Below are 21,911 nucleotides of genomic sequence, written 5' to 3'. Positions count from 1 at the left end.
ACGCGAGAACTGCTGCACTAAAGCGTGCGCTGAACGTGCTCCACCTGGAAGCACTCGATCACGTCGCCCTCGCGCATGTCCTGATAGCCCTCGAACGCCATGCCGCATTCCTGGCCGGCCACGACTTCTTTGACCTCGTCCTTGAAGCGCTTGAGCGTGGAGAGCTCGCCTTCGTGAATGACGACGTTGTCGCGGATCAGGCGGACATGAGCACCGCGCTCGACCTTGCCCTCGGTCACGCGGCAGCCCGCCACCTTGCCGACCTTGGAAATGTTGAACACTTCCAGGATCTCGGCATTGCCGAGGAAGGTTTCGCGCCGCGTCGGGGCCAGAAGGCCCGACATGGCCTGGCGCATATCGTCGACGAGGTCGTAGATCACCGCGTAGTAGCGCACTTCCACGCCGTCGCGCTCCGCTGCCGCGCGGGCCTGCGCATTGGCGCGCACGTTGAAGCCCAGCACCACGGCGCCGGACGTCGACGCCAAGGAGATGTCGGACTCGGTGATGCCACCGACGCCCACATGGACGAGACGGGCCCGGACCTCGTCGTCGCCGAGCTGGCTGAGCGCCGCATTGATCGCTTCGACCGAGCCCTGCACGTCGCCTTTGATGACGAGCGGGAATTCCTTGATCCCATCTTCCTTGAGCTGATTCATCATCTGCTCGAGGCTGCCGCGCTGACCGGCGACGGCAAGCGTCTTGCGCCGCTCGCGCTCGCGATATTCGGTGATCTCGCGGGCCCGCGACTCGTTCTCGACGACGGCGAACTGATCGCCGGCTTCCGGCGCCGTGTCGAAGCCCAGAACCTCGACCGGAACCGACGGACCGGCCTCCTTCGTGTGCTCGCCAAGATCGTTGATCAGGGCCCGGACACGGCCCCAGGCCGAACCGGCGACGATGATGTCGCCGAGCTTGAGCGTGCCGCGCTGAACCAAGGCCGTGCCGACGGGACCGCGCCCGCGCTCGAGCTTGGCTTCGACGATGACGCCATCGGCGGGGCGGTCGGGATTGGCCTTGAGCTCCAGGACTTCCGCCTGCAGCACGACCGCTTCCAGCAGCGCGTCGAGATTGGTTCTCTTGAGCGCCGAAACCTCGATCTCGAGCGTGTCGCCGCCCATGCTCTCCACCACGATCTCGTGGCTCAGCAGTTCCGTGCGGACCCGCTGCGGGTCGGCGCCCGGCTTGTCGATCTTGTTGATGGCGATGATGATCGGCACTTCCGCCGCCTTGGCGTGATTGATCGCCTCGATGGTCTGAGGCTTCACGCCGTCATCGGCAGCCACCACCAGAATGACGATGTCCGTGACCTTGGCGCCGCGGGCACGCATGGCGGTGAAGGCCGCGTGACCCGGCGTGTCGATGAAGGTGATCTTCTGACCCGACGGAATGGTGACCTGATAGGCGCCGATGTGCTGGGTGATGCCGCCGGCTTCCTGACTGACCACATTGGCGGCCCGGACGGCGTCCAGAAGCGAGGTCTTGCCGTGGTCCACATGGCCCATGATGGTCACCACGGGCGCGCGCGGGACGAGATCCTCTTCGTTGTCCTTTTCGCCGATGAAGCCTTCTTCCACGTCGGCTTCCGACACGCGGCGCACGGTATGGCCGAACTCCTCGGCGATGAGCTGCGCGGTATCGGAATCGATCACGTCGGTGATCTTGTGCATCGCGCCGTCCTTCATCAGGTATTTGATGATTTCGACGCCGCGCTCGGCCATGCGGTTGGCCAGTTCCTGGATCGTGATGACATCGGGAATCGTCACCTCACGGGCGATCTTCTGGCCCGTCTGAGGCCCGGTTCCCTGCTTCTTCTGCCGTTCGCGATGGCGCTTCAGCGAGGCAAGGCTCCGCTGCCGCTGCTCTTCGTCGAGCGCGTTGGTAATCGTGAGGCGTCCGCGAACGCGGCGCTCTTCGCCACGGCGCGGTGTCGGCGTGGCTTTCTTATGCCGGGCATCGGCCTGGCGCTTCGGGCCCTCCTGATCGGGCTCCATCGGCCGGCGCGGCGCCTCGGCGGCCTTCGGCGCAGCCTTGGGCTTCGCCTTGGCCTCGGCTTCCGCCTCGGCGGCCTTTTGGGCCGCTTCCTCGCGCTCCCGCGCCTCGGCCTCTGCGGCCTCCTTGGCGCGCTGCTCGGCGAGGGCGGCCTCTTTGGCAGCATCCTCCTTGGCCCGCTCGCGCTCTTCGGCCTCGCGGACCCGGGCGTCGGCAAGCGCCTTGGCGCGCGCGCCCTTCTCCTCTTCGGAGAGCTGTTTCAGAACGACGCCGGAACGGCGCTGCTTGCTGGCTGCCGGCTTGGGTGCAGGCTCTCTCGCAGGCGCCTCTTGTGCGGCGGACTTGGCCTGCGGCTTCTCTTTGGCCTCGTCGGCCGCGCCGCCAGATCCGATGGACCGGCGCTTTTTCTTCTCGACCAGGACGGACTTGGAGCGCCCATGGCTGAAGCTCTGGCGCACATGGCCCGACTCCACCGTCCGGCGCAAATTAAGCGTCATCTTGCGCCCGCCGCTCTTGCCTTCAGTCTCGTTGGTCTCGCTCATTCTTGTTCCGTATCCAATCCGTGTGTGTCTGCGAATGCAGAAATTCCCTTGCGGTAGCGCTCGACACGCAAGGCCGCCGCAAGAAACTTTTGAGCCGCACCGCCCTGGATGAGGGCAGCATGTATCACATTTGTCCGGCCCGATGCCAAACCCAATTCATCTGCGGTAAAGACGCAGATCGCCGGAAGGCCTTGGCCGCTGGTGACGGCGCGGGCCTTGCCGTCCAGTTTCCGGACGCCGTCCGCCGCCGCATCGGCGGCGTGAACCAAGGCGATGGTCCGGCCTGATCGCAGGGCCTCTTCAACCTTGGTATGGCCGAAAACCAGTTCGCCAGCCTTGTTGGCCAAGGCCAGCGCTCCGAGAGCAGACTCCGCCAGGAGGCCGTCAACCTGCTCGGCCAAGCCGTCCGGCGCGCGAGCATCGGTCTTGAGCGCGCGGCCGAAGGCGCGACGCTTCGCAGCCTCCGCTATCGTATCATATGCGGCGGTGAGCCAAACCCCCCGGCCGGGGAGGCGCTCCTTGAGGTCCGGGACGACGGTGCCGTCTGGCCCCAGCACAAAGCGGATAAGGTCAGATTTGGCCCGGTGGGCACGCGTCAGCGCACAGCGCCGCTGGGTATCCCCAGAGGCCTGTCGCGACGGGGACCGCCGCGTCTTGCCATGCACTGCCGTTTCCAACTGCAATCGCCTTGTGTTCTAGCCGCCTCATGACGCTGTTGCGTCTTCGCCGGAAGTTTCGTCCTTGTCCGCGGCGCCCTCGGTGTCCTCGGAACCGTCTTCTTCGGTCTCCTCGGGCTCGTCAGGGATCAAATCCGCCTCGTCGATCCAGCCCGCCTTCACGCGGGCGGCCAGGATCAGGTCCTCGCATTGGGCCCGGGTCATGCCGAAACCGTCGAGGAACCCGGAATGACGGGTCGTCTCCTTGTCCTGCCGCTCGGTCCAGCCCGCGAGATCGTCGGTGGCGCAGTCGGCCAGATCTTCGACCGACTTAACCTCGTTCTCGCCAAGTGCCACCAGCATCGCGGTGTTCAGGCCCTCGAGCTGCAGCAGATCGTCCGCAACGCCGAGTTCCTTGCGCTTGGCATCGAGTTCGGCCTCGAGCTTCTCGAGATGCTCGCGCGCACGCGCCTGAATCTCGCCTGCGGTTTCCTCGTCGAAGCCTTCGATGGAGGAAATTTCGTCCGTGTCCACAAAGGCCACTTCCTCCACCGAGGAGAAGCCTTCCGAAGCCAGCAGCTGGGCGATGACCTCGTCCACGTCGAGGGCTTCCATGAACCGTGCCGAACGCTCGGCGAACTCCGCCTGACGGCGCTCGGATTCGGACGCCTCGGTCATGATGTCGATATCCCAACCGGTGAGCTGGGAGGCGAGGCGCACATTCTGGCCCTTGCGGCCGATGGCGAGCGACAATTGCTGGTCCGGTACCACCACCTCGATGCGCTCGGCATCTTCATCGAGCACGACCTTGACGACTTCTGCTGGAGCCAGTGCGTTCACGATGAAGGTCGCGGCGTCCGGCGACCATTGAATGATGTCGATCTTCTCGCCCTGAAGCTCGTTGACGACAGCCTGCACGCGGGAGCCGCGCATACCCACGCACGCGCCCACGGGATCGATCGAACTGTCGCGGGAGATGACGGCGATCTTGGCGCGGCTGCCTGGGTCGCGGGCGACGGATTGAATGGTGACGATGCCTTCGTAGACTTCGGGTACTTCCTGCGCGAAGAGCTTGGCCATGAATTCCGGGTGAGTCCGCGACAGGAAGATCTGCGGTCCGCGCTGTTCGCGCCGCACGTCGTAGACATAGGCGCGTATGCGGTCGCCATAGCGGAAGTTTTCGCGAGGCAGGGTCTCGTCGCGGCGCACGACCGCTTCGGCGCGGCCGAGATCCACGATCACATTGCCGTATTCGACACGCTTGACGATGCCGTTGACGATCTCGCCCACGCGGTCCTTGTACTCGTCGTACTGACGCTCGCGCTCGGCCTCGCGCACCTTCTGCACGATCACCTGCTTGGCGTTCTGCGCGGCCACGCGCCCGAAATCGAGCGGCGGCAGAGGCTCAGCGATGAAGTCGCCGACCTGGGCTGCGGGGTTCTTGCGCCGGGCCTCGGCCAGCGCAATCTGCGTGGCCTCGAGCGTGACGTCCTCGACCACTTCCAGCAAACGGGCCAGCGAGATCTCGCCGGTCTTCGGGTCGACTTCCGCCTTGATTTCGTTCTCGCTACCGTAGCGCGACTTAGCCGCCTTCTGGATCGCGTCTTCCATGGCGGTGATGACGACTTCGCGGTCGATCGACTTCTCACGCGCGACCGCATCGGCGATTTGCAGGAGCTCCAACCTGTTGGCGCTCACACCTGCCTGAGACATTCCTTAGCCTCCAAACAAAGTTACGTTCGTATCCGGCAAGCCCCAACGGATTGCCGCAAAATTCAATGGGCGGCGTCGCCACCCGAAAGATCTGCACGAAGCGTGTCCGCGTCGATGGTCAGCTTCGCTTCGCCGATGAGCGAGAAGGGCAGGCCGATGATCATCGGCTCCGGATTGCCTTCCAGCTCGACCTTCAAATGCACTTCGTCGTCGACCACATCCTCGATCCGGCCTTTGAACCGTTTGCGGCCGTCGACGGCCTCTTTCAGCTCGACCTTCGCGTCATGCCCCACCCAGGTGGCGAAATCGCTCGGGCGGACCAGAGGCCGATCGATACCGGGCGAGGAAACCTCCAGGTGGTATGTCTCAGGCATCGGGTCGTAGGCATCGAGTACGGGAGACAGGCGCCGGCTGATCGTCGCGCAATCGTCCACACTCATCTGTCCGTCCGGCCGCTCGGCCATAATCTGCACCGTGCCGCCGTCACGCCCCGAAATCTTGATCCGCACAAGACGGAAACCAAGTTCGTCCAGGACAGGTTCGGCGAGGTCCGCAACAGCGCGCTCCTGCCCGGTCTCCCGGACAAAGCGGCGATCCTCGTCTGCAGCAACGCTCGACATTGATGTCCGCACTCAAGGGTTTCGATCGATCAGGGTCTGCGATAGCGAGAAACGGCTATGCGCACCGCGTGCGGCCGAAGCCCATAACAAAAAGGAGCGGGCCAAGGCCCACCCCTGATCAAATCAATCATGAGTTTCTGGCGCTAATATACGGTCTTTTTCGAACGATTCAAGCGCGCCACGCTGCGGAAATTCGATATTTTTCAGTCGGTTCCGATTATTCGGACAGGAGCTGGCGCTTGATGCGGGCAAAATCGGCCGCGCGCGCCAGACTCAAGGAGCACAGGCAGGCCGAGTAGTTTCCCCCGATCGACGTGGCACCGAACGCGAGTTCGTCCTCGAAGGTGCAGTTGGAGTCGCGATAGGCCATCCACTTCATCTGGGCCGCCGTGAGCGCCTCTAGTTGGAGGTCGGGTTTCTGCCCCATGACATCCGCGTGCCGCCGAATGGCCGATTTGAGCGTGCCGTAGGCCTCGTTGAGAGCAGTATCCGAAGCATCGGCTTTGCGGGACAGGCACGCCTTGTATTCCGGGTTCGAGGTCGTCTGGGATTCGCAGTCCGTGTAGCAGGTGGATTCGATGTCGGCCGCGTGCGCGGGCAATGCCGCGGCAAGGCTCGGCAGCACGAGTGCCAGCACGATGAGAAGGACGGTCCGCATGGCGTGCTCCAAGGGGTTGTTCCAAGGTCAGCGACGGCGAAAGCAAAGATAGGACGGCTTCCGGCCCTCGCTCAATGCCTTGCGCTCGTAGCGGGTTTCCGGCCAGTCCGCGGGCCGCTCCCGCCAGTCGTTGGCGCGGCGCGCGGTCCAAGCAAAATCCCCATCGCGGCCGATCGTGGCCAGCGCCGCGCGCACATAGTTCATATCGTCGCTGGCAAACCGCAGCTCTCCCCCGGCACGGAGGATGCGGGCGAGGGACCGGACGAGTGGCGGCGTCAGCAGCCGCCGTTTGGCCTGGCGTTTCTTCGGCCAGGGGTCCGGGAACAGAATGAAGGCGCGGGAGATCGACGCGTCGGGCAGCCAGGCGATGAGGTCGCGCGCGTCGCCGTCATGGATGCGGATCGTGTTGATGCCGTGATCGTCGATGCCCCCGAGTAGGCTGGCAACGCCGTTGAGGAAGGGCTCGCAGCCGATAAGGCCGATGTCCGGGTTCGCGCGCGCCTGCCAGAGGAGGTGCTCCCCGCCGCCAAAGCCTATTTCGAGCCAGGCCTCGCGCAACGGGCGATCGAACAACGTCCGCACATCGTTGGGGGCCGGGTGTGAGAGGTCAGGACGCAGCTGCGGCAGAAGATCGGCGACGAGCGTTGCCTTGCGGGCGGTCAGCCGTTTGCCCTTGCGCCGTCCATAGGAGCGGAGCGGGCGCGCGTCGCCGCCGTCTCGTGTCTCCGTCGTCATCTCACGCTGCGTGCCAAGCATGGGGTCGCCTGTCTACCCCCAAAAAGCCGATGGCCGGGGCGATGCCCGGCCATCAAGCGAGTTCGTTGCGTGTCCTTGCGGCTTAGCTGAGCGCGCCGCGAATCGGGTCGGCCAGGTCGACGCGCTCCCAGGAGAAGCCGCCGTCGTTTTCCGGCGTCCGGCCGAAATGGCCGTAGGCGGCGGTGCGCTCGTAGATCGGCCGGCTGAGGCCGAGATGCTCGCGGATACCGCGCGGGCTGAGATCCATCACCTCGCGCAGGGCGTTCTCGAGCTTGTCTTCGGCGACCTTTCCCGTCCCATGCAGATCCGCATAGAGCGACAAAGGCTGCGACACGCCGATGGCGTAGGACACCTGCAAGGTGCACTTGTCGGCAAGTCCCGCCGCGACAACGTTCTTGGCGAGGTACCGGGAGGCGTAAGCCGCCGAACGGTCGACCTTGGTCGGGTCCTTGCCGGAAAAGGCGCCGCCGCCATGCGGGGCCGCACCGCCATACGTGTCGACAATGATCTTGCGGCCGGTCAGTCCGGCATCGCCGTCGGGGCCGCCGATGACGAAACGGCCGGTCGGGTTCACGTAGAACTTCGTCTTGCCGTCGACCCAGCCCTTGGGAAGGACTTCGTCCACCACGCCGCGGACGATCGCTTCGACCTGTTCCGTTGTGGCTTTCTCGTCGTGCTGAGTGGAGACCACGACGGAATCGGCGCGGACAGGCATGCCGTTCTCATAGACCAGCGTCACCTGGCTCTTGGCATCGGGACCGAGTTCCGGCGTGCGGCCCGCGTGACGGGCTTTGGCCATCTCGTGAAGGATGCGATGGGAATAGAAGATCGGCGCGGGCATCAGCGCGTCCGTCTCGCGGCAGGCATAGCCGAACATGATGCCCTGGTCGCCGGCGCCCTCGTCCTTTTCCTTATCGGCATCGGCGTCCACGCCCATGGCGATATCGGCGGACTGCTCGTGCAGGAGGTTTTCGAACGTGGCGAGGTCCCAGTGGAAGCCTTTCTGCTCGTAGCCGATCTCCCGAACTGCGCGCCGCGCCGCCGCTTCGATGGCTTCGCTGGTCACGCTCTCCGGGCCCCGGACCTCGCCCGCAAGGACGATATGATTGGTGGTGACAAGTGTCTCGCAGGCCACCCGCGAGAGCGGATCGGCAGCAAGATACAAATCGACCACGGCGTCGGAGATGCGGTCGCAAACCTTGTCCGGATGTCCTTCGGACACGGATTCGCTCGTAAAGAGGTAGTTTCCTCGGGCCACTGGGCTTCCCTTCGTGTGAGATCGTCGGCACAGGCCGACGTGCGGGGCCGGTTCTGGCAACGGCGCGACCCGAGGTCAAGCCCCTTACGTTGAGAGAGTGCTGCGGACCCTACTTCTGATCCTTCGGCTCGATCAGGGCCCGGACGAGGTCGACGATGCTCTTGCGAACCTTTGGATCGGGAATCTTGGTGAAGGCGCGATTGAGCTCAAGTCCTTCGCGCGTATTCAGAAAGTCGAGGATGAAGGCCTCGGATTCCGGTTCCGCCATGCCGGGCGTAGCCGCGTTCTCTTCGATGTTGGGAGCTTCCTCGAAGAAGAACCCCACGGGCACGCCGAGTATTTTCGAGATGTGGTAAAGGCGGCTCGCCCCGATACGGTTTGCGCCCTTCTCGTACTTTTGCACCTGCTGAAAGGTCAGCCCCATGCTATCGCCGAGGCGCTCCTGGCTCATGCCGAGAAGCATGCGCCTTAACCGGACTCGGCTGCCAACATGGGCGTCGATGGGATTGGGTTTTTTCCCTGCCATTGAATCGTTCTCGTTTGGGGCTGATTGCGAAAGAGGCCGCCGGGCTCTCCCGCCAAAGTTTCTAGGTTAGGCAAGTACATAGGTTGGCCCAGGTCAGCCCGTCAAGCGCGGCGGCCCGGTCCAGATGCGGCATACAAGCCATCCCAATAAGGCGATTCCGAGGGCAAGAAACTCCGCCCACAACCCCCATACGGCATAGGGCGTGATGAGGCCCAAAGTGGGCACGTCGACGTCGCGGATGGCCCTCTTATCCAGATCGATCTTCGCAAGAACGCGGCCGTGAGGATCCACGACCGCCGACACGCCCGTATTGGCGACACGCACCAAAGGCAGCCCGAGTTCCACCGCGCGCACGCGCGCCTGATAGAAGTGCTGATAAGGTCCCGCGCTCGACCCGAACCACGCATCGTTGGTGACGTTGAGCATCCAGCCCGGACGTTCGGCGCCGCCAGGAGGGGAAGCTTCGGCACGGACCTCGTTCGGAAAAATGATCTCATAGCAGATCAACGGCAGTGCCGGCGGCGCGCCGGGGACCGTCATTAGGCGGGGACCTGTTCCCACGCTGAAGCCCCCGCGCACACCGGTCATTTGCATGACGCCGAGGCTCTCCAGGAAGTCCTGGTAAGGCAGATATTCGCCGAAGGGGACCAGGTGGATCTTGTCGTAAACGGCGACGACCTGCCCCTCATCGTCCACGGCCATGAGGCTGTTGTAGGCGTGGCGGGCGAGAAGAATTCCGTTGTCGTTGCGCCGTTCCGTCCAGCGTGCGCTTCCAACCAGCAGGACCGTCCCGTCGGGCAGCATGTCTCCGATCGCGGCGAGTGCGTCTGGAGATTTGTCGAGCGCGAAAGGCAGGGCCGTTTCCGGCCAGACCACGACGTCGACGTCCTCGAGTCCCGGCCGGTCGGTCATTTCGAGATAGGTCTCGAAGATCCGGGTGGCGTTCTCGGGCCGCCATTTCTCGGCTTGGTCGATATTGGCCTGTACGAGGCGGACGCGAAAGTTCGTAGGCGTGTCGGTCGCGTCTGCGAGGCGCAATGCGCCCCAGACATAGGATGCAGCGACCAGTGCCAGGAGGAGGGTGGCCAGAGCGGCCGACCCGCGGCTGGGTTTGCCGCCACCGCTCCAAATGGCCGCAGGGGACGCGAACACCAGAACCGCGAACACGGTCGCGGCGTAGACGCCGAAGAGAGCGGCGAGCTGCATCAGAGAGGGGTCAGCGAGGAGCCCGTAACCGATCAGGTTCCAGGGAAGACCCGTCAGCACGTATCCGCGCGCGAGTTCCGAAAGTCCGAGCCCCAGTCCCAGGGCGAAGATCCGAGCCGGGCCTTCGCGCCACAGCACCATGGCGAACGCGCAGCCGCCCGCGAAGAACAAGGCCATGCCGGCCGGGAATGCCGTCATGACGAAGGGGATCAACCAGCCGTGGCGCCAGGGCTCGACCAGGAAAGCTTCGGCGATCCAATAGAGCCCCGTGAGGAAGAACCCGAAGCCGAACCAGACGCCCGTCAGGCCGGCGGCAAGCACGCGTGCGGTGCGCGTTTCTCCGCTGCGGTAGCTGCCGTCGAGCAGCCAAACGAGCCCGCCAAGGCTCACGAACAGGATGGGCCACAGATGAAACGGCGCGAAGGCGAGAACTGAAATTGCCCCGAGCGCGATGCCCGTGGCGGCGCGTTTCAGGCCGGTCAACCCCGCCGTCCAGGCCGCGATGCGCGCGGGCCCTGCCACGGCGCCGCTCAAGACTCGCTTGGCGTTGCGCCGCTCTTCTCGACGGGGATGACATGCCCCTTGGGCAGATGGATGCGCACGCGTTTGATCCGTCGCGGGTCGGCGTCCAGAACCTCAAACTCGACGCCGCACGGATGGCTCACCACCTCGCCGCGAGCGGGGATCCGGCCGGCGAGCGCAAACACCACGCCGCCCAGCGTGTCGATATCCTCTTCCTGTTCGTCGGTGACGAGGTCGACGCCCAGATACTCGTCCAGCTCTTCGATTGGCAACCGGGCGTCCGCGACAAGCCCAAGCACCGGATCGTTCTCCAGCATGGGTTCGTCTTCGACGTCGTGCTCATCGGCGATGTCGCCCACGACCTCTTCCACCAGGTCCTCGATCGAGACGAGGCCGTCCGTGCCGCCGTACTCGTCGACGACAAGCGCGAGATGAAGCTGCGCCGTCTGCATCTTGAGCAGGAGGTCGAGCACGGACATGGACGGCGGCACGTAGATCAACTCGCGTGCGATTTCGATCGAGCCGACGGTGCGCGTTAGGTCGACCTTGCCGAGGTCGATGCGGCCGTCATCGTTGCCGTTCGCTTCCTCGGTGATCCACGACATCAGGTCGCGGATATGAATCATGCCGCGCGGGTCATCCAAGGTCTCACGATAGACCGGAACGCGGCTGTGCTCGGACTTCCGGAACACCCGCAACAGATCCTCGATGCTCACGCTGTCGTCCACGGAGACGATGTCCGCGCGCGGGACCATGACGTCCTCCACGGTCAGCGTGCCGAAACGCAGTATACGCAGCATCATGCTGCGTTCCTGCGGGCTCAGCGCATCGCTGGTGCTCTTGACGAGGGCGCTCTCGATGAGGGTGCGCAGGTCTCGTTCGTCGTTGAGCCCGAACGTCTGCAGCAGCCGTTCGAACCAGGAGGACTCGTCGTCGGCCGTGCGGGCCGACTCTATTTCACGATCGCGCTCTGGCGCGGGGGTACTCATCTATGCGATCTCCGCTAGGCCCGCATTGCTGTCCCGGGCGGGAACATCGTCCGCGTAAGGGTCGGCAATGCCCAACGATGCCAGGGCCTGTCGTTCCAAGTCTTCCATCTGTTCGGCTTCTTTGTCGTAAAGATGGTCGAAGCCCAGCAAGTGCAGGGCGCCGTGCACCACCAGATGCGACACGTGGTCGGGCAGGGGAATGCCTTTGTCCACCGCTTCAGCGGTCGTGGTCTCGAGTGCGATGACGATATCGCCGAGGAGCACAGGGACGCCATCCGGGGCGTCGTCCTCGATCGCGCCGGCCGCGTCGGGCATGTCTCCCGACGGAAATGAAAGCACGTTTGTCGGCTCGTCCTTGCCGCGCCAGGTTCGATTGAGATCGCGGATCTCGGCGTCGTCCGTCAGCACGACGGTCACTTCGCAATGCGCAGTCTTCGTAGGCGGTGCGCAGGCAAGTGCGGCGTGGGCTGCAAGCTCCACCATGGCGTCGCTGATACCGCGTTCGGTCCACGCGCCGTCGTGGCGCACGACATCGACGTCCAGCGCGCACGCGGCCGATGTCTGCCTGGTACTCGGTCTAGGGCCGTCGTCGCTCATCAGTCTTCCCCGGCGCCGGGAGCATCGGTCGTCCGCTCCGCAGGCGAGGGCTCCACGAGGGGCTTTGCGTCCGGACGCTCGGACTGGCTGGCGGCATCGTAAGCCGCGACGATGCGCCCGACCAGTTCGCGCCGGACCACGTCCGCATTGGCGAACGCGATGTGGCCGATCTCATCGATCCCGCGCAGGATCTCGATGGCCTGGAACAGGCCCGAATCCTGCCCCTTGGGCAGGTCGACCTGGGTCGGATCGCCGGTCACGATCATCTTGCTGCCTTCACCGAGGCGCGTGAGAAACATCTTCAGTTGAACCGCCGTGCAGTTTTGCGCCTCGTCGAGAATGACCATGGCATTGGAAAGCGTGCGCCCGCGCATGAACGCGAGTGGGGCGATTTCGATCATGCCGGTCTCGAGCCCGCGTTCCACCCGCTCGGAGCCCAGCGTGTCGTAAAGGGCATCATAAAGCGGGCGCAAATATGGATCGACCTTCTCGCGCATGTCGCCGGGCAGGAAGCCCAGGCGCTCGCCGGCCTCCACGGCCGGGCGCGACAGGATCAGCCGGTCGCAAAGACCGCTCTCCAAGGCGGCTGCGGCGAACGCCACGGCGAGATACGTCTTGCCCGTGCCGGCCGGTCCCGTGGCGAACACGAGGTCGTTGTTCTGCAGGCATTCGAGATAGGCGCTCTGCGCGGGCGTCCTTGCGGTGATGACGCGCTTGCGGGTCTTGATCTGCTGTGCCTTGGGGCGAACGCCGCTCTCGGCCACGTCGGCTGCGGTGGCGTGACGGACTGCACCGGCCACGTCTCCGACGCCGATGGTCTCTCCCGCGGCGAGGCGATTGTAGAGGTGCTCGAGGATGACCTTTGCGGCGGCGCAGGCCTCAACCGGGCCGCGCAGGGCGATCGCCGTGCCGTTGACCACGGCCTCGATGCCGAGCCGTTCTTCGAGAACCGCTAAGTTTGCGTCGAAATGGCCAAGAAGGTCGCGCACAAGGGCCATATCGTCAAAATAGACGACCAGGGGCTCTTGGACCCCATTTGCCTGCGCCGTATCTAGGCGCTTTGCCGTTGCTACTCGCCCGCGCGTCAAAAGTGCTTTCCGAAAACTGCCTTGCAGCTCAAACGGCTGTTCGAATCGGCTCGCGCCATTCAAATCCCGCGTTCATGACACCGGTAAGACTGTTCGGCCCCGCGGCCGAGATGTCAACCTTGGCGATGCGACCTATCAACCGTTCCGGACCGTCCACATACACGGCCTGAAGGTAAGGAGAACGCCCGGCGATCTGTCCGGGTTTCCTGCCCTTGCCCTCGAAGAGCACCGGAATCCGGCGGCCGACTGTCGCACGGTCGAAGGCGCGGCGGCTTTCTTCGATCTGCGCCTGGAGGATGGCGAGCCGTTCCTTCTTAACCATGTCCGGAACTTGTCCCTCGAGCGAGGCGCCGGGCGTGCCCGGACGGGCGCTGTATTTGAACGAAAAGGCTTGGGCGAAGCCCACGCGCTTGGCCACGTCGAGCGTGGCCTGGAAGTCTTCATCCGTTTCGCCGGGAAAGCCGACGATGATGTCCGTTGACAGGGCAAGGTCGGGCCGCGCGGCCCGGATGCGCTCGATGAGGCGCTCGTACTCCTCGGCCGTATGTTTGCGGTTCATGGCCGCCAGGATCCGGTCCGATCCCGCCTGATAGGGCAGGTGCAGATACGGCATCAGCTTCTCTTCGTCCCCGAACAGGGCGATGAGGTCCTCGTCCATGTCGCGCGGATGGCTGGTGGTGAAGCGCATGCGGGCGATGTCCGGGATCTCCGCGAGCCGCCGCAGCAGTCGCGCCAGGGACCAAGCCGAACCGTCCTCGCCGTCGCCGTGATAGGCGTTGACGTTCTGGCCGAGCAGCGTCACCTCGCGCACCCCGGCGGCGGCGAGCCGTTCCACCTCGGCGACGATGTCCGTCACGGGCCGCGAGTATTCGGCGCCGCGCGTATAGGGCACGACGCAGAACGTACAGAACTTGTCGCAGCCCTCCTGCACCGTCACGAAAGCGGAAACCTGGCGTTTGCCGCCGGCACGTGTGGGAAGCGCGGTGAATTTGTCGTCGGCCGGGAATTCGGTCTCGACCGAGCGTTCGCCGGTCTCGGCCTTGGCCACGAGGTCGGCGAGCCTGTGCAGGCTTTGCGGTCCGACCACGATATCGACCACGGACGCGCGGGCGATGATCTCCTCGCCTTCGGCCTGCGCCACGCATCCGGCCACGGCGACCATGGTGTTGCGCCCTTGGCCTTTGCGCGCTTCCTTGTTGACCCGCACGCGGCCGAGTTCCGAGTAAACCTTCTCGGCGGCCTTCTCACGGATATGGCACGTGTTGAGGATCACGAGATCCGCATCGTCCATGGCCTCGGTCACGTCGTAACCGGCAGGCGCCAGCGCTTCGGCCATGCGCTCTGAATCGTACGCATTCATCTGGCAGCCGAAGGTCTTGATATGGAGCTTTTTGCGGCTCTGGGTCATGCGCTGTTGTGAGCAAGCCCCTGACATTCGTCAAGAGGCGCGCGCGAGCCCTATTGCTGCAGGCGCACGAGCACGCTGTCGGCCGCGCCGAGCGCGTCGGTCACGGTTAGCCGCACGAAGCCTGGGCCTTGGGGTGAGAAGAACACGGTGCCGGCGCCACGCGCCGATTGCAGCGGCAGCCCGTCCACCAGGATGTTCAGCGGGGCCGTGCCGCCGGTGAACTTGATGGCGACGGGATCGATGGCGTCGCCGTCGGCCTCGAGCGCCAATGAGGCGCCGTCCGGTGGGAACAGGATGCGCACGTCCGGTGCGCGCGTCGTGCCGGCAAGTGTGTTCGCGCCGAAGCGCCGGAGCGGCGGCGGCAAGTGCGCGGTGCGGGCAAGCAGGACCCCATTGGGCGCGGGGCGCAACGGACGCGGCTGCTTGATGAGACGCGCGAACACGTCGAACAGGATCGGCGCCGCCGCGGTGCGCCCCAAAAGACCGGGCACCGGGGCCCCGTCGGGACGTCCCGTCCAGACCCCGACCGTGTAGCGCCCGTCGAAGCCGACGGCCCAAGCGTCGCGATAGCCGTAGCTCGTGCCCGTCTTGAAGGCGATTCGTCCGCCGAGCGCGTTCGGCGGCGGCGGGGCGTCGCGCAAGACGTCGCCCACATACCAGGCCGCCACCGGCTCCATCAGCCGCCGTTCAGGCCAGCGCGGCTCTGCCTCCCGTTCGTAGAGCGGCAGGACCGTCCCCTGACGCGCCAGGCCCGCATAGAGCGCGGTAAGATCGACAAGCCGAATGCCGATACCGCCGAGGCCCAAAGCAAGTCCGGCCGTTTCGTGCTCAGGCAGTTTCAGCCGCGCGCCCGCCTCGTCGAGACGCGCCAGAAGGCGGCTGGGGCCGACCGCATCGAGCAGCGACACTGCCGGCACGTTGAGGGACTGTTGCAGCGCCCGGCGCACCGTGACGGTGCCCTGGAAGGTCTGGTCGAAATTCTCCGGCGCGTAGTCGCCAAATCGAATGGGCCGGTCCTCGATCAGCGACTCCGGATGGATCAGGCCATCCTCGAAACCGAGCCCATAGATGAAGGGCTTCAGCGTGGAGCCCGGCGAGCGCACCGCGCGGGTGAGGTCCACCTGACCGGCGCGGTCGAGATCGAAATAGTCGGGTGTGCCGACACGGGCGAGGACGCGGCCCGTGTCGTTCTCAACGACCACGATGGCCACGGACATGGCATCGCCAAGAGCGATGGCGCGGTCGCGGGCCAGCCGCTCCAGGCGCCGTTGCAGCCGTGCGCGGATCGTCAGCCGTATGATCGATTGCCCGGAGGACGCGGCCTTGGCGTCGTCCGCGGCGTGGGGCGCGCCGAGCGGCATGGGCCGGCGCGCGTCCGGCACCGGCTCGGCTTTCGCGGCTTCCAGTTCCGCAGGGCTGAAGATGCCGCTGTCCGAGATGCGATCGAGAACGCGATTCCGGGCGGCGCGCGCGTGATCCGGGTGGCGATCGGGGCGGCGATATTCCGGCGATTGCGGTAAAGCGACCAGCAGCGCCGTCTCGCCGAGCGTCAGGCGCCGCGGTTCCTTCCCGAAATAGGCGAACGACGCGGCGCGAATTCCTTCGAGGTTGCCGCCATAGGGCGCGAGCGTGAGATAGAGCGCGAGGATCTCGTTCTTGCTGTAGGCCTGCTCGAGTTGCAGCGCCCGCACCATCTGGCGGTACTTCGCATAGAGCGAGCGCTTGCGCCGCGGCTCCAAGAGGCGGGCGACCTGCATCGTGATCGTCGACCCGCCGGAGACGATCTCTCCACGCGTCGCGAACTGGAAGAAAGCGCGCGTCATGGAAAGCGGATCGACGCCGTGATGGTCGTAGAAGCGTTTGTCCTCATAGGCGAGAAGCGCATCCAGGAAGCGCGGGTCCACATCCGTTCGTGAAGCAGGGAGACGCCAGCGGCCGTCGGGCGCGAGATAAGCGCGCAACAGGTCGCCGTCGCTGCCGAGCACGGTCTTGGAATAGGTGAGGTTCTTGCCGAGCGGCGGCGGCCCGAACGTGTCGGCAAGGCCGACAAGCGCGCCCGCGACGATGGCGGTGCACCACAACGCGCCGACCGCCGCGTAAGCGAGGCGGCGGCGCCAGTTGCGTCTCTGCGGAGTCCCCATCAGCGCGCCGTTACCTTCACCGTGCCCGTCGCCGTCCGGCCGAAGCGGTCGGGCTGATACATATCTTCGACACTTGCCTGCGGCAGCACATAAGTGCCCGGCGAGACGGCGCGCACGATATAGGCGACGCGGTAGACGACCGGGCTCTTCGCGGTGCGGTCGAACGCCGCCACGAAGCGGTCGTCACGGAACGCCGTGTGCACCGGACGTGCCGCATGGGTGATCCAGGGCAGTCCGCCCGTGTCCGCCGACGAGACCAGCTTCGGATTGTCGATCTCGAAGCCCGCGGGCACGTGGTCGGTCAGGGCGACCCGCGCGAATTGCGGCTTGGCTTCCGTCACGGAGAGCAGAACCACATAGCGTTCGTTCTGCTTGGCCTCGGCGATGTCGACCTCCTGGCCGTCCAGCGTGTGGAAGGTGCGCTCGAGCGCAAAGCCGCTGTCGGTTGCGGGCTCGGGCGATGTCGGTGCGCCGGAAACAGAGAACACCACGTCGACGGGCGCGCTGCCGCGATTGGTCACCGCGACCGGACTGATGCCGAGGTCCTCTTCGCTGTAGTCCCGATAGAGCGGGCCGCTCTGCGGGATAGGCTCGGCCGCGCCCGATGCGACGTCGAGCTCGACGCCCTGGTTCCCGAGAGCGCGCGCGGCCAGGATGAGCCAGGCGTCTTCCTGCGTCGATGTGCGGGTCACGGCCTTGCGGGCAACGCCGATCTCTTTCGTGGCACTGACGAGGATCGGCTCCGCCGCTTTGCCTTCGGCGGCGAGGGTCACCACCGTGGCCGCGTCCCGCAGCCGCGATCCGAAGTCGACACGGCCGTTCGTCGTCACGATCTCATCGGGAAGCGCACTTGCGGCGACGCGGAACGCTTTCTCGGCACGCACGCGGTCGCCGAGCATGGCGAGCGCCGCGCCGATTTCGGCCTGCGCCGCAGGCGAACCCAGCTGGCTCATCTTCACGTCGGCCACGTAACGCAGATCGCCCACCGGCGCCGCCCCGTTCCGCGCCAACACATAGAGCGCGTAAGACAGGGCTAGACCGCCGTCATTGGAGACGTCCGGCGCGGTGCTCACATAATTGCGCAAGCGGTTGATCGCGAGCTTGAAGCGCTCGTCGGGGATGGCGTGGCCTTGGGCCCGCGCGCGCGTCAGGAAGTCGGCGACATAGGCATCGAGCCAAGCATCGCCGCCGCCGGGCGACCACAGGCCGAAGCCGCCTTCGTAGCCCTGACGGGCCAGCACGGTCTCGATGGCGGTATCGATGCGCTTGGCCGTATCCGGGTCTGGCGTTTGTTCCGTCTCCAGCTCGCTCAAGTAAAGGAGCGGGAGCGCGCGGCTCACGATCTGCTCGGTGCACCCCAGCGGGTAGCGGTCGAGCGCCGCCAGCCGGCCGGTGACGTCGAGCGCCGCGGTCGGCGTCACGGAGAGTGCGAGGCTGCCCGTTCCCGGCACGAGATTGGCGAACACATCATTGGAGAGCGTGATGCTCTTGCCGGGTGCAAGCGGTGTCACCGTACGGCGCGCAAAGATCTGCGTGGCCGGTTGCACCTCGATCGTGTAGCGCCGCGCGACCTCGAAGCTCTCGGGGCCGCTCACGGTGATGTCGACGCTGCCTTCGCCGACGCCGAGTGCCGCAAGCTCGAAGGACGCGGCCTTGCGCGTCTTGGCGTCAATGCCGAGCACGCTCTCCGTCTTGGGCAGCGCAATGGGACCTGTCGCGGCCAGCGCGATTGTGTAGTCGCCGCTCGCGCCTTCGACATTGTCGAGGTCAAGGCGCAGCGTCGAGCGGTCGCCCATGAGCAGGAAGCGCGGAAGCGTGGTCGTCACCACCACGGGGTCGCGCACGATCACGTCGCCCGACCCGTGTCCAACTTGGGTCTTGTTCCAGGCGACGGCCATGACCCGCGCCGTTCCCGTGAAGGCGGGAATGTCGAATTCGATCTCCGCGGTGCCGTCGTCGCCGACAGTGACGATGCCCGAGTAGAGCGCAAGCGGCGGCCCGGACGGGGGGCTGCCCTGGAGCGTTCCGGCGCCGCCATCGCCGCCGGTCCTGATCTGGCCGCGCGTTCCTTGCATGCCGTCGATCAACTGCCCGTAGAGGTCGCGGACCTCGGAAGAAAGCTTGCGTTGGCCGAGATAGTATTCGTCCGGGTTCGGCGGCTCGTAGCCGGTGAGATTGAGGATGCCCACGTCGACCGCCGAAACGACGATGTGCGCCTGCTCGCCCGGCACGAGGTTCGTGAGCTTAACCGGCACGAGCAGCTTCGAGTTGGGGCGGATGAGATCGGGCAGGTCCATCGCGACGCCGATCGTGTTCTGCGCCTTGTCGATGCTGAACCATTGCGTGCCGATGGCCCGGCCCGGCATGCGCTTGGCCGCCGCATCGAGCGGACGGCGGAGCGTCGCCAGCACATAGGCGCCCGTCCCCCAGTCCGAACCGACGGTGAGCGGGATCGTCGTGAGGCCGGGTTCGACATCGGCCGTGCTCTGGGTGAGGAGCCTGTCGCCGATCACAGAAAGCGTGACGGTGCCGGCGGCGCGCGCGGTCACGGCGACGTTCATCGTGTCGCCTTCCGCATAGCCGGACTTATCCAGCGCGATCTCGAGGCGGTCGGGCGTATCGGCGCTGGCCTCAGCGTACCAGCCGGAGTCGAAGCCGTAGGTCGTGACGGGACCGAGCGGGTCGGGGCTTTCGACCTCGAGCCGGTAGCGGCCCCAGGAAGCAGGCATCTCGATCGATGCGGGCGCGTCCGCGCCTGCGTCGATCACGCCGTTCGCGACACGGCGCGTGACCTTGATGGGCTCGTAGTTCCAGCTGCCGTATTGGCGGTACCACTGGTACTTCCGCTCAATGCGCAGCAGCTGCCATTTCAGGCCTTTGCTCGCCAGTTGCGTGCCGTCGGGCGCGACCATCACCACGTCGAACTTGGCGATGTCGTTGTCGCTCAGGGCCGTGCCCTTAAAGAGAGGCTTCACGCCGATCATGTCCGCCTTCGGCTCGATCGGCAGCGTCAGATCGTGCTCGACCGCGCGGCCGCCGGGCTCCGCGAGGCGCACCACGATCTTGGCTTGAAGCGGGCGCGATGCGGCGGGCAAGGCGCCGAGCGCCACGTCGAACGTAGCTTGGCCATTGGCGTCCGTTTCAGGGAGATCCGCGAGCGGCAGCGTCTCGACGGTGAAATTCTCGCCGCTGTCGGCGTCCTTGGTGCCGAACACAAAGCCGTCGTATCCGGGCCGGGCGCTGGTGGCCGTGACCTTCAATTCGCCGTCGACCGGAAGTCCCGATGCCGGCGCCCCGTACAGGAAGCGGCCGTCGAGGGCGATCTTGGCGGGGGCAGCTTGCGACAGGCTTTTCGCATCGGTGGAGATGTCGAATTCGAGCCGCTCTGGCACATAGTCTTCGACGAGGAAGCTCGTCTCGCCGATCGGCGCCGCCTTCGGATCCGAATAGACCTTGACCCGGTACGTGCCGGTCTGGGCGGCGGCGATGAGCGGCAGATCGACGGACAGGCCGCCGACCCCTGCGTCCTGCGCGACTATGCGGCGATACTCGATGCCGTCCGGCCGGTCGACAACGAGTGTCGCGTTTAGGTCCGGCACGGCGATCCCCGCAGCGTTCCGGAGCAGAGCCGTGATGTGCACGGTCTCGCCGGTGCGGTAGACGCCACGCTCGGTGAAGACGAAGGAGTCGAGGCCCTTCGGCGCATCCCGCCCCGCCACGCCCCGGTCGGTCAGATCAAAGCCCGGTGTCTTCAGGTTGAGGAAGGCGTAATCGCCTTCCGTGGCGCCCGTCACCAGCAGCGCAGGCGCAAGGCCGCCCTTACCGCGCGCGAGACCCGGCGCGAACGTCACTGCGCCGTCCGCATCGGTCGTTGCTGTGCCGAGAACCTCGTTGTTGCGGGCGATCAGCCGCAGTTCGATGCCGGAGATCGGCTCCGTCGTGGCGAGCGAGTTGACGAAGGCATGAATACCGTCCGAGCCGGAATAGGCCGTCAGCCCGTAGTCCGAGACAACGAACCATTGGGTCGCGCGCTCGCCGTAGTCGTCGCCCGGAACGTCGGAGGGCCGCGCGGCGAGGATATAGATGCCGGGCGCCAAGTGGGGCACGGCCTCGCTGATCGGGAAGGCCGTCGTCACGTCCTTGTTCAGGTCCTTCTTGACCTTGAGCGAACCGCTCCAAACTTCCTCGCCGCTTTCATCCGCGATGTTTTCGAGGCTGTAACCGTAGAGATTGCGCTGAAAGTCGTAGCCGAGCACGGTCCCCAGCAGATTGCGGTCGCCGATGCGATACAGCGTGACGTCGAGTGCGCCGGTATTGACCGACTGGAGCGGAATGCCCTGCTGCCCGGTGCTGGGCAGTACGTACGCCTTGCCCACGGGCCGTACCGACGGCGTGCGATCGCGCACATAGATCGTGAACGGGGCGTTCTTGATGAGATCCTCGTGGACGGACGAGGGCAGCCCCGCACGCAAGGTCACATTATAGGACTCGCCGTGCTTCAGGCCCTCCACGCAAAGCTGCTTGTCATCGAGCGACAGGGCCGGTTTGTCCTCGCCGGCGACGGCGACGAATGGAGCGTAGTCCGCGCGCGCAAGCAGAGGCTCGGTGAACTGGAAACATGCCCGGGGTGAGGTCGCGTCGGAATCCACGCTGAAATCGGCGACCCGGAATCCGTATTTCTCGCGAAGCTGAGCGTAGGTGGCCGCCAGGCCCGGATCGTCGTCGAGCGTGGTGGCAAGCCGCAGCGCGTTCAGCGCCGGACGCCACTCGCTGCCCTTGGCGAACGCGTTGGCGAGAGACCCGAGTGCGGCGGCTTGGCCCTTCGGTGTCTTCGCCTGTGTGTAGGCGATATAGGCGGCAGTTCTGGCTTCGCGGTAGCGCTCGCTGCCATCGTCGTCTTCGTCCGGCGGGATGGCCAGCCAGATGTCGGCAAGGCGCCGCCAAGCCTCGGAGTCGTTCGGCGCGGCGGTAACGATCTGCCCATAGATAAAGGCGGCGTTCCCGAGAGACTGCTTCCGCAGCTGCACGGCGGCCTGCTCCTTCAGCATCGGCACGGGCCGCTCGATGGTGCCGGACTCGTTCTTGAGGTCGACTTTGAGCGTGATGGCCGCTTCGTCCAGCGCGTCGTCTTGATAGGTCTTGTCGGCGGCGAAAGCGGATAGGGAGACGCAGGCGAAAAGCACAGCGGCAAAGCCGGTGCGAAACCACACAACCATGGGTGTCCTCCAGACGCCCGGCCCTC

15 protein-coding genes are annotated in these 21,911 nt (G+C 65.6%); all 15 read right to left on the bottom strand.

All coding sequences use genetic code 11. The features are described 5' to 3' along the window. Nucleotides 1–17 precede the first annotated feature (17 nt). Nucleotides 18–2,531: a translation initiation factor IF-2 gene (infB, locus tag DCY11_RS06150; RefSeq protein WP_108681928.1), complete on the bottom strand. Its 2,514-nt coding sequence runs from the start codon at nucleotides 2,529–2,531 to the stop codon at nucleotides 18–20. Next, nucleotides 2,528–3,196, bottom strand: coding sequence for an RNA-binding protein (locus tag DCY11_RS06145; RefSeq protein WP_108683704.1), 669 nt, complete (start codon nucleotides 3,194–3,196; stop codon nucleotides 2,528–2,530). The genes infB and DCY11_RS06145 overlap by 4 nt, the downstream gene beginning before the upstream one ends. A 39-nt stretch (nucleotides 3,197–3,235) precedes the next feature. Continuing rightward, the gene (nusA, locus tag DCY11_RS06140; RefSeq protein WP_108681926.1) at nucleotides 3,236–4,900 is read right to left on the bottom strand and encodes a transcription termination factor NusA; all 1,665 of its coding nucleotides are present in this window, start codon (nucleotides 4,898–4,900) and stop codon (nucleotides 3,236–3,238) included. A 62-nt stretch (nucleotides 4,901–4,962) separates the two neighbouring features. Beyond that, nucleotides 4,963–5,520, bottom strand: a complete 558-nt coding sequence (gene rimP, locus DCY11_RS06135; RefSeq protein WP_108681924.1) for a ribosome maturation factor RimP — start codon at nucleotides 5,518–5,520, stop codon at nucleotides 4,963–4,965. Between the two features lie 217 nt (nucleotides 5,521–5,737). Next, nucleotides 5,738–6,178: a lysozyme inhibitor LprI family protein gene (locus DCY11_RS06130; protein WP_159079844.1), complete on the bottom strand. Its 441-nt coding sequence runs from the start codon at nucleotides 6,176–6,178 to the stop codon at nucleotides 5,738–5,740. Nucleotides 6,179–6,205: 27 nt separating this feature from the next. Beyond that, the gene (locus DCY11_RS06125) at nucleotides 6,206–6,934 is read right to left on the bottom strand and encodes a tRNA (guanosine(46)-N(7))-methyltransferase TrmB (RefSeq protein ID WP_245409469.1); all 729 of its coding nucleotides are present in this window, start codon (nucleotides 6,932–6,934) and stop codon (nucleotides 6,206–6,208) included. Nucleotides 6,935–7,016: 82 nt separating this feature from the next. Further along, nucleotides 7,017–8,192, bottom strand: coding sequence for a methionine adenosyltransferase (gene metK, locus DCY11_RS06120; protein WP_108681920.1), 1,176 nt, complete (start codon nucleotides 8,190–8,192; stop codon nucleotides 7,017–7,019). Between the two features lie 109 nt (nucleotides 8,193–8,301). Next, nucleotides 8,302–8,718: a helix-turn-helix domain-containing protein gene (locus DCY11_RS06115; protein WP_108681918.1), complete on the bottom strand. Its 417-nt coding sequence runs from the start codon at nucleotides 8,716–8,718 to the stop codon at nucleotides 8,302–8,304. A 93-nt stretch (nucleotides 8,719–8,811) separates the two neighbouring features. Continuing rightward, complete coding sequence (gene lnt / locus DCY11_RS06110) at nucleotides 8,812–10,446, bottom strand: apolipoprotein N-acyltransferase (RefSeq protein WP_159079843.1); 1,635 nt, start codon at nucleotides 10,444–10,446, stop codon at nucleotides 8,812–8,814. 8 nt (nucleotides 10,447–10,454) lie between these two features. Beyond that, nucleotides 10,455–11,435, bottom strand: a complete 981-nt coding sequence (locus tag DCY11_RS06105) for a hemolysin family protein (protein ID WP_108681914.1) — start codon at nucleotides 11,433–11,435, stop codon at nucleotides 10,455–10,457. Continuing rightward, on the bottom strand, nucleotides 11,436–12,032 hold the full coding sequence (ybeY, locus tag DCY11_RS06100) for an rRNA maturation RNase YbeY (protein WP_245409468.1): 597 nt from the start codon (nucleotides 12,030–12,032) through the stop codon (nucleotides 11,436–11,438). Continuing rightward, the gene (locus DCY11_RS06095) at nucleotides 12,032–13,030 is read right to left on the bottom strand and encodes a PhoH family protein (protein ID WP_108681912.1); all 999 of its coding nucleotides are present in this window, start codon (nucleotides 13,028–13,030) and stop codon (nucleotides 12,032–12,034) included. The genes ybeY and DCY11_RS06095 overlap by 1 nt, the downstream gene beginning before the upstream one ends. Before the next feature lie 118 nt (nucleotides 13,031–13,148). Then, nucleotides 13,149–14,528 carry a tRNA (N6-isopentenyl adenosine(37)-C2)-methylthiotransferase MiaB gene (gene miaB, locus DCY11_RS06090; protein ID WP_208430510.1) on the bottom strand — a complete coding sequence of 460 codons (1,380 nt, stop codon included), beginning with the start codon at nucleotides 14,526–14,528 and terminating at the stop codon, nucleotides 13,149–13,151. A gap of 50 nt (nucleotides 14,529–14,578) precedes the next feature. Further along, nucleotides 14,579–16,669, bottom strand: a complete 2,091-nt coding sequence (gene pbpC, locus DCY11_RS06085; RefSeq protein ID WP_108681908.1) for a penicillin-binding protein 1C — start codon at nucleotides 16,667–16,669, stop codon at nucleotides 14,579–14,581. Beyond that, nucleotides 16,669–21,885 (bottom strand): alpha-2-macroglobulin, encoded by a 5,217-nt coding sequence (locus DCY11_RS06080; RefSeq protein WP_108681906.1) that lies wholly within the window; start codon nucleotides 21,883–21,885, stop codon nucleotides 16,669–16,671. The genes pbpC and DCY11_RS06080 overlap by 1 nt, the downstream gene beginning before the upstream one ends. Between the last annotated feature and the right edge of the window lie 26 nt (nucleotides 21,886–21,911).

It is taken from the genome of Methyloceanibacter sp. wino2 (assembly GCF_003071365.1).
GTDB lineage: Bacteria > Pseudomonadota > Alphaproteobacteria > Rhizobiales > Methyloligellaceae > Methyloceanibacter.
This window is presented reverse-complemented; position numbering and strand designations above follow the sequence as displayed.

Bases quoted from the DNA above. Each gene is read 5' to 3' on its own strand.
- DCY11_RS06115 (WP_108681918.1), bottom strand. From the start codon at position 8,718: ATGGCAGGGAAAAAACCCAATCCCATCGACGCCCATGTTGGCAGCCGA.
- DCY11_RS06105 (WP_108681914.1), bottom strand. From the start codon at position 11,435: ATGAGTACCCCCGCGCCAGAGCGCGATCGTGAAATAGAGTCGGCCCGC.
- infB (WP_108681928.1), bottom strand. From the start codon at position 2,531: ATGAGCGAGACCAACGAGACTGAAGGCAAGAGCGGCGGGCGCAAGATG.
- DCY11_RS06080 (WP_108681906.1), bottom strand. From the start codon at position 21,885: ATGGTTGTGTGGTTTCGCACCGGCTTTGCCGCTGTGCTTTTCGCCTGC.
- DCY11_RS06095 (WP_108681912.1), bottom strand. From the start codon at position 13,030: ATGGCCCTTGTGCGCGACCTTCTTGGCCATTTCGACGCAAACTTAGCG.
- nusA (WP_108681926.1), bottom strand. From the start codon at position 4,900: ATGTCTCAGGCAGGTGTGAGCGCCAACAGGTTGGAGCTCCTGCAAATC.
- pbpC (WP_108681908.1), bottom strand. From the start codon at position 16,669: ATGGGGACTCCGCAGAGACGCAACTGGCGCCGCCGCCTCGCTTACGCG.
- DCY11_RS06130 (WP_159079844.1), bottom strand. From the start codon at position 6,178: ATGCGGACCGTCCTTCTCATCGTGCTGGCACTCGTGCTGCCGAGCCTT.
- miaB (WP_208430510.1), bottom strand. From the start codon at position 14,528: ATGACCCAGAGCCGCAAAAAGCTCCATATCAAGACCTTCGGCTGCCAG.
- DCY11_RS06125 (WP_245409469.1), bottom strand. From the start codon at position 6,934: ATGCTTGGCACGCAGCGTGAGATGACGACGGAGACACGAGACGGCGGC.
- ybeY (WP_245409468.1), bottom strand. From the start codon at position 12,032: ATGAGCGACGACGGCCCTAGACCGAGTACCAGGCAGACATCGGCCGCG.
- rimP (WP_108681924.1), bottom strand. From the start codon at position 5,520: ATGTCGAGCGTTGCTGCAGACGAGGATCGCCGCTTTGTCCGGGAGACC.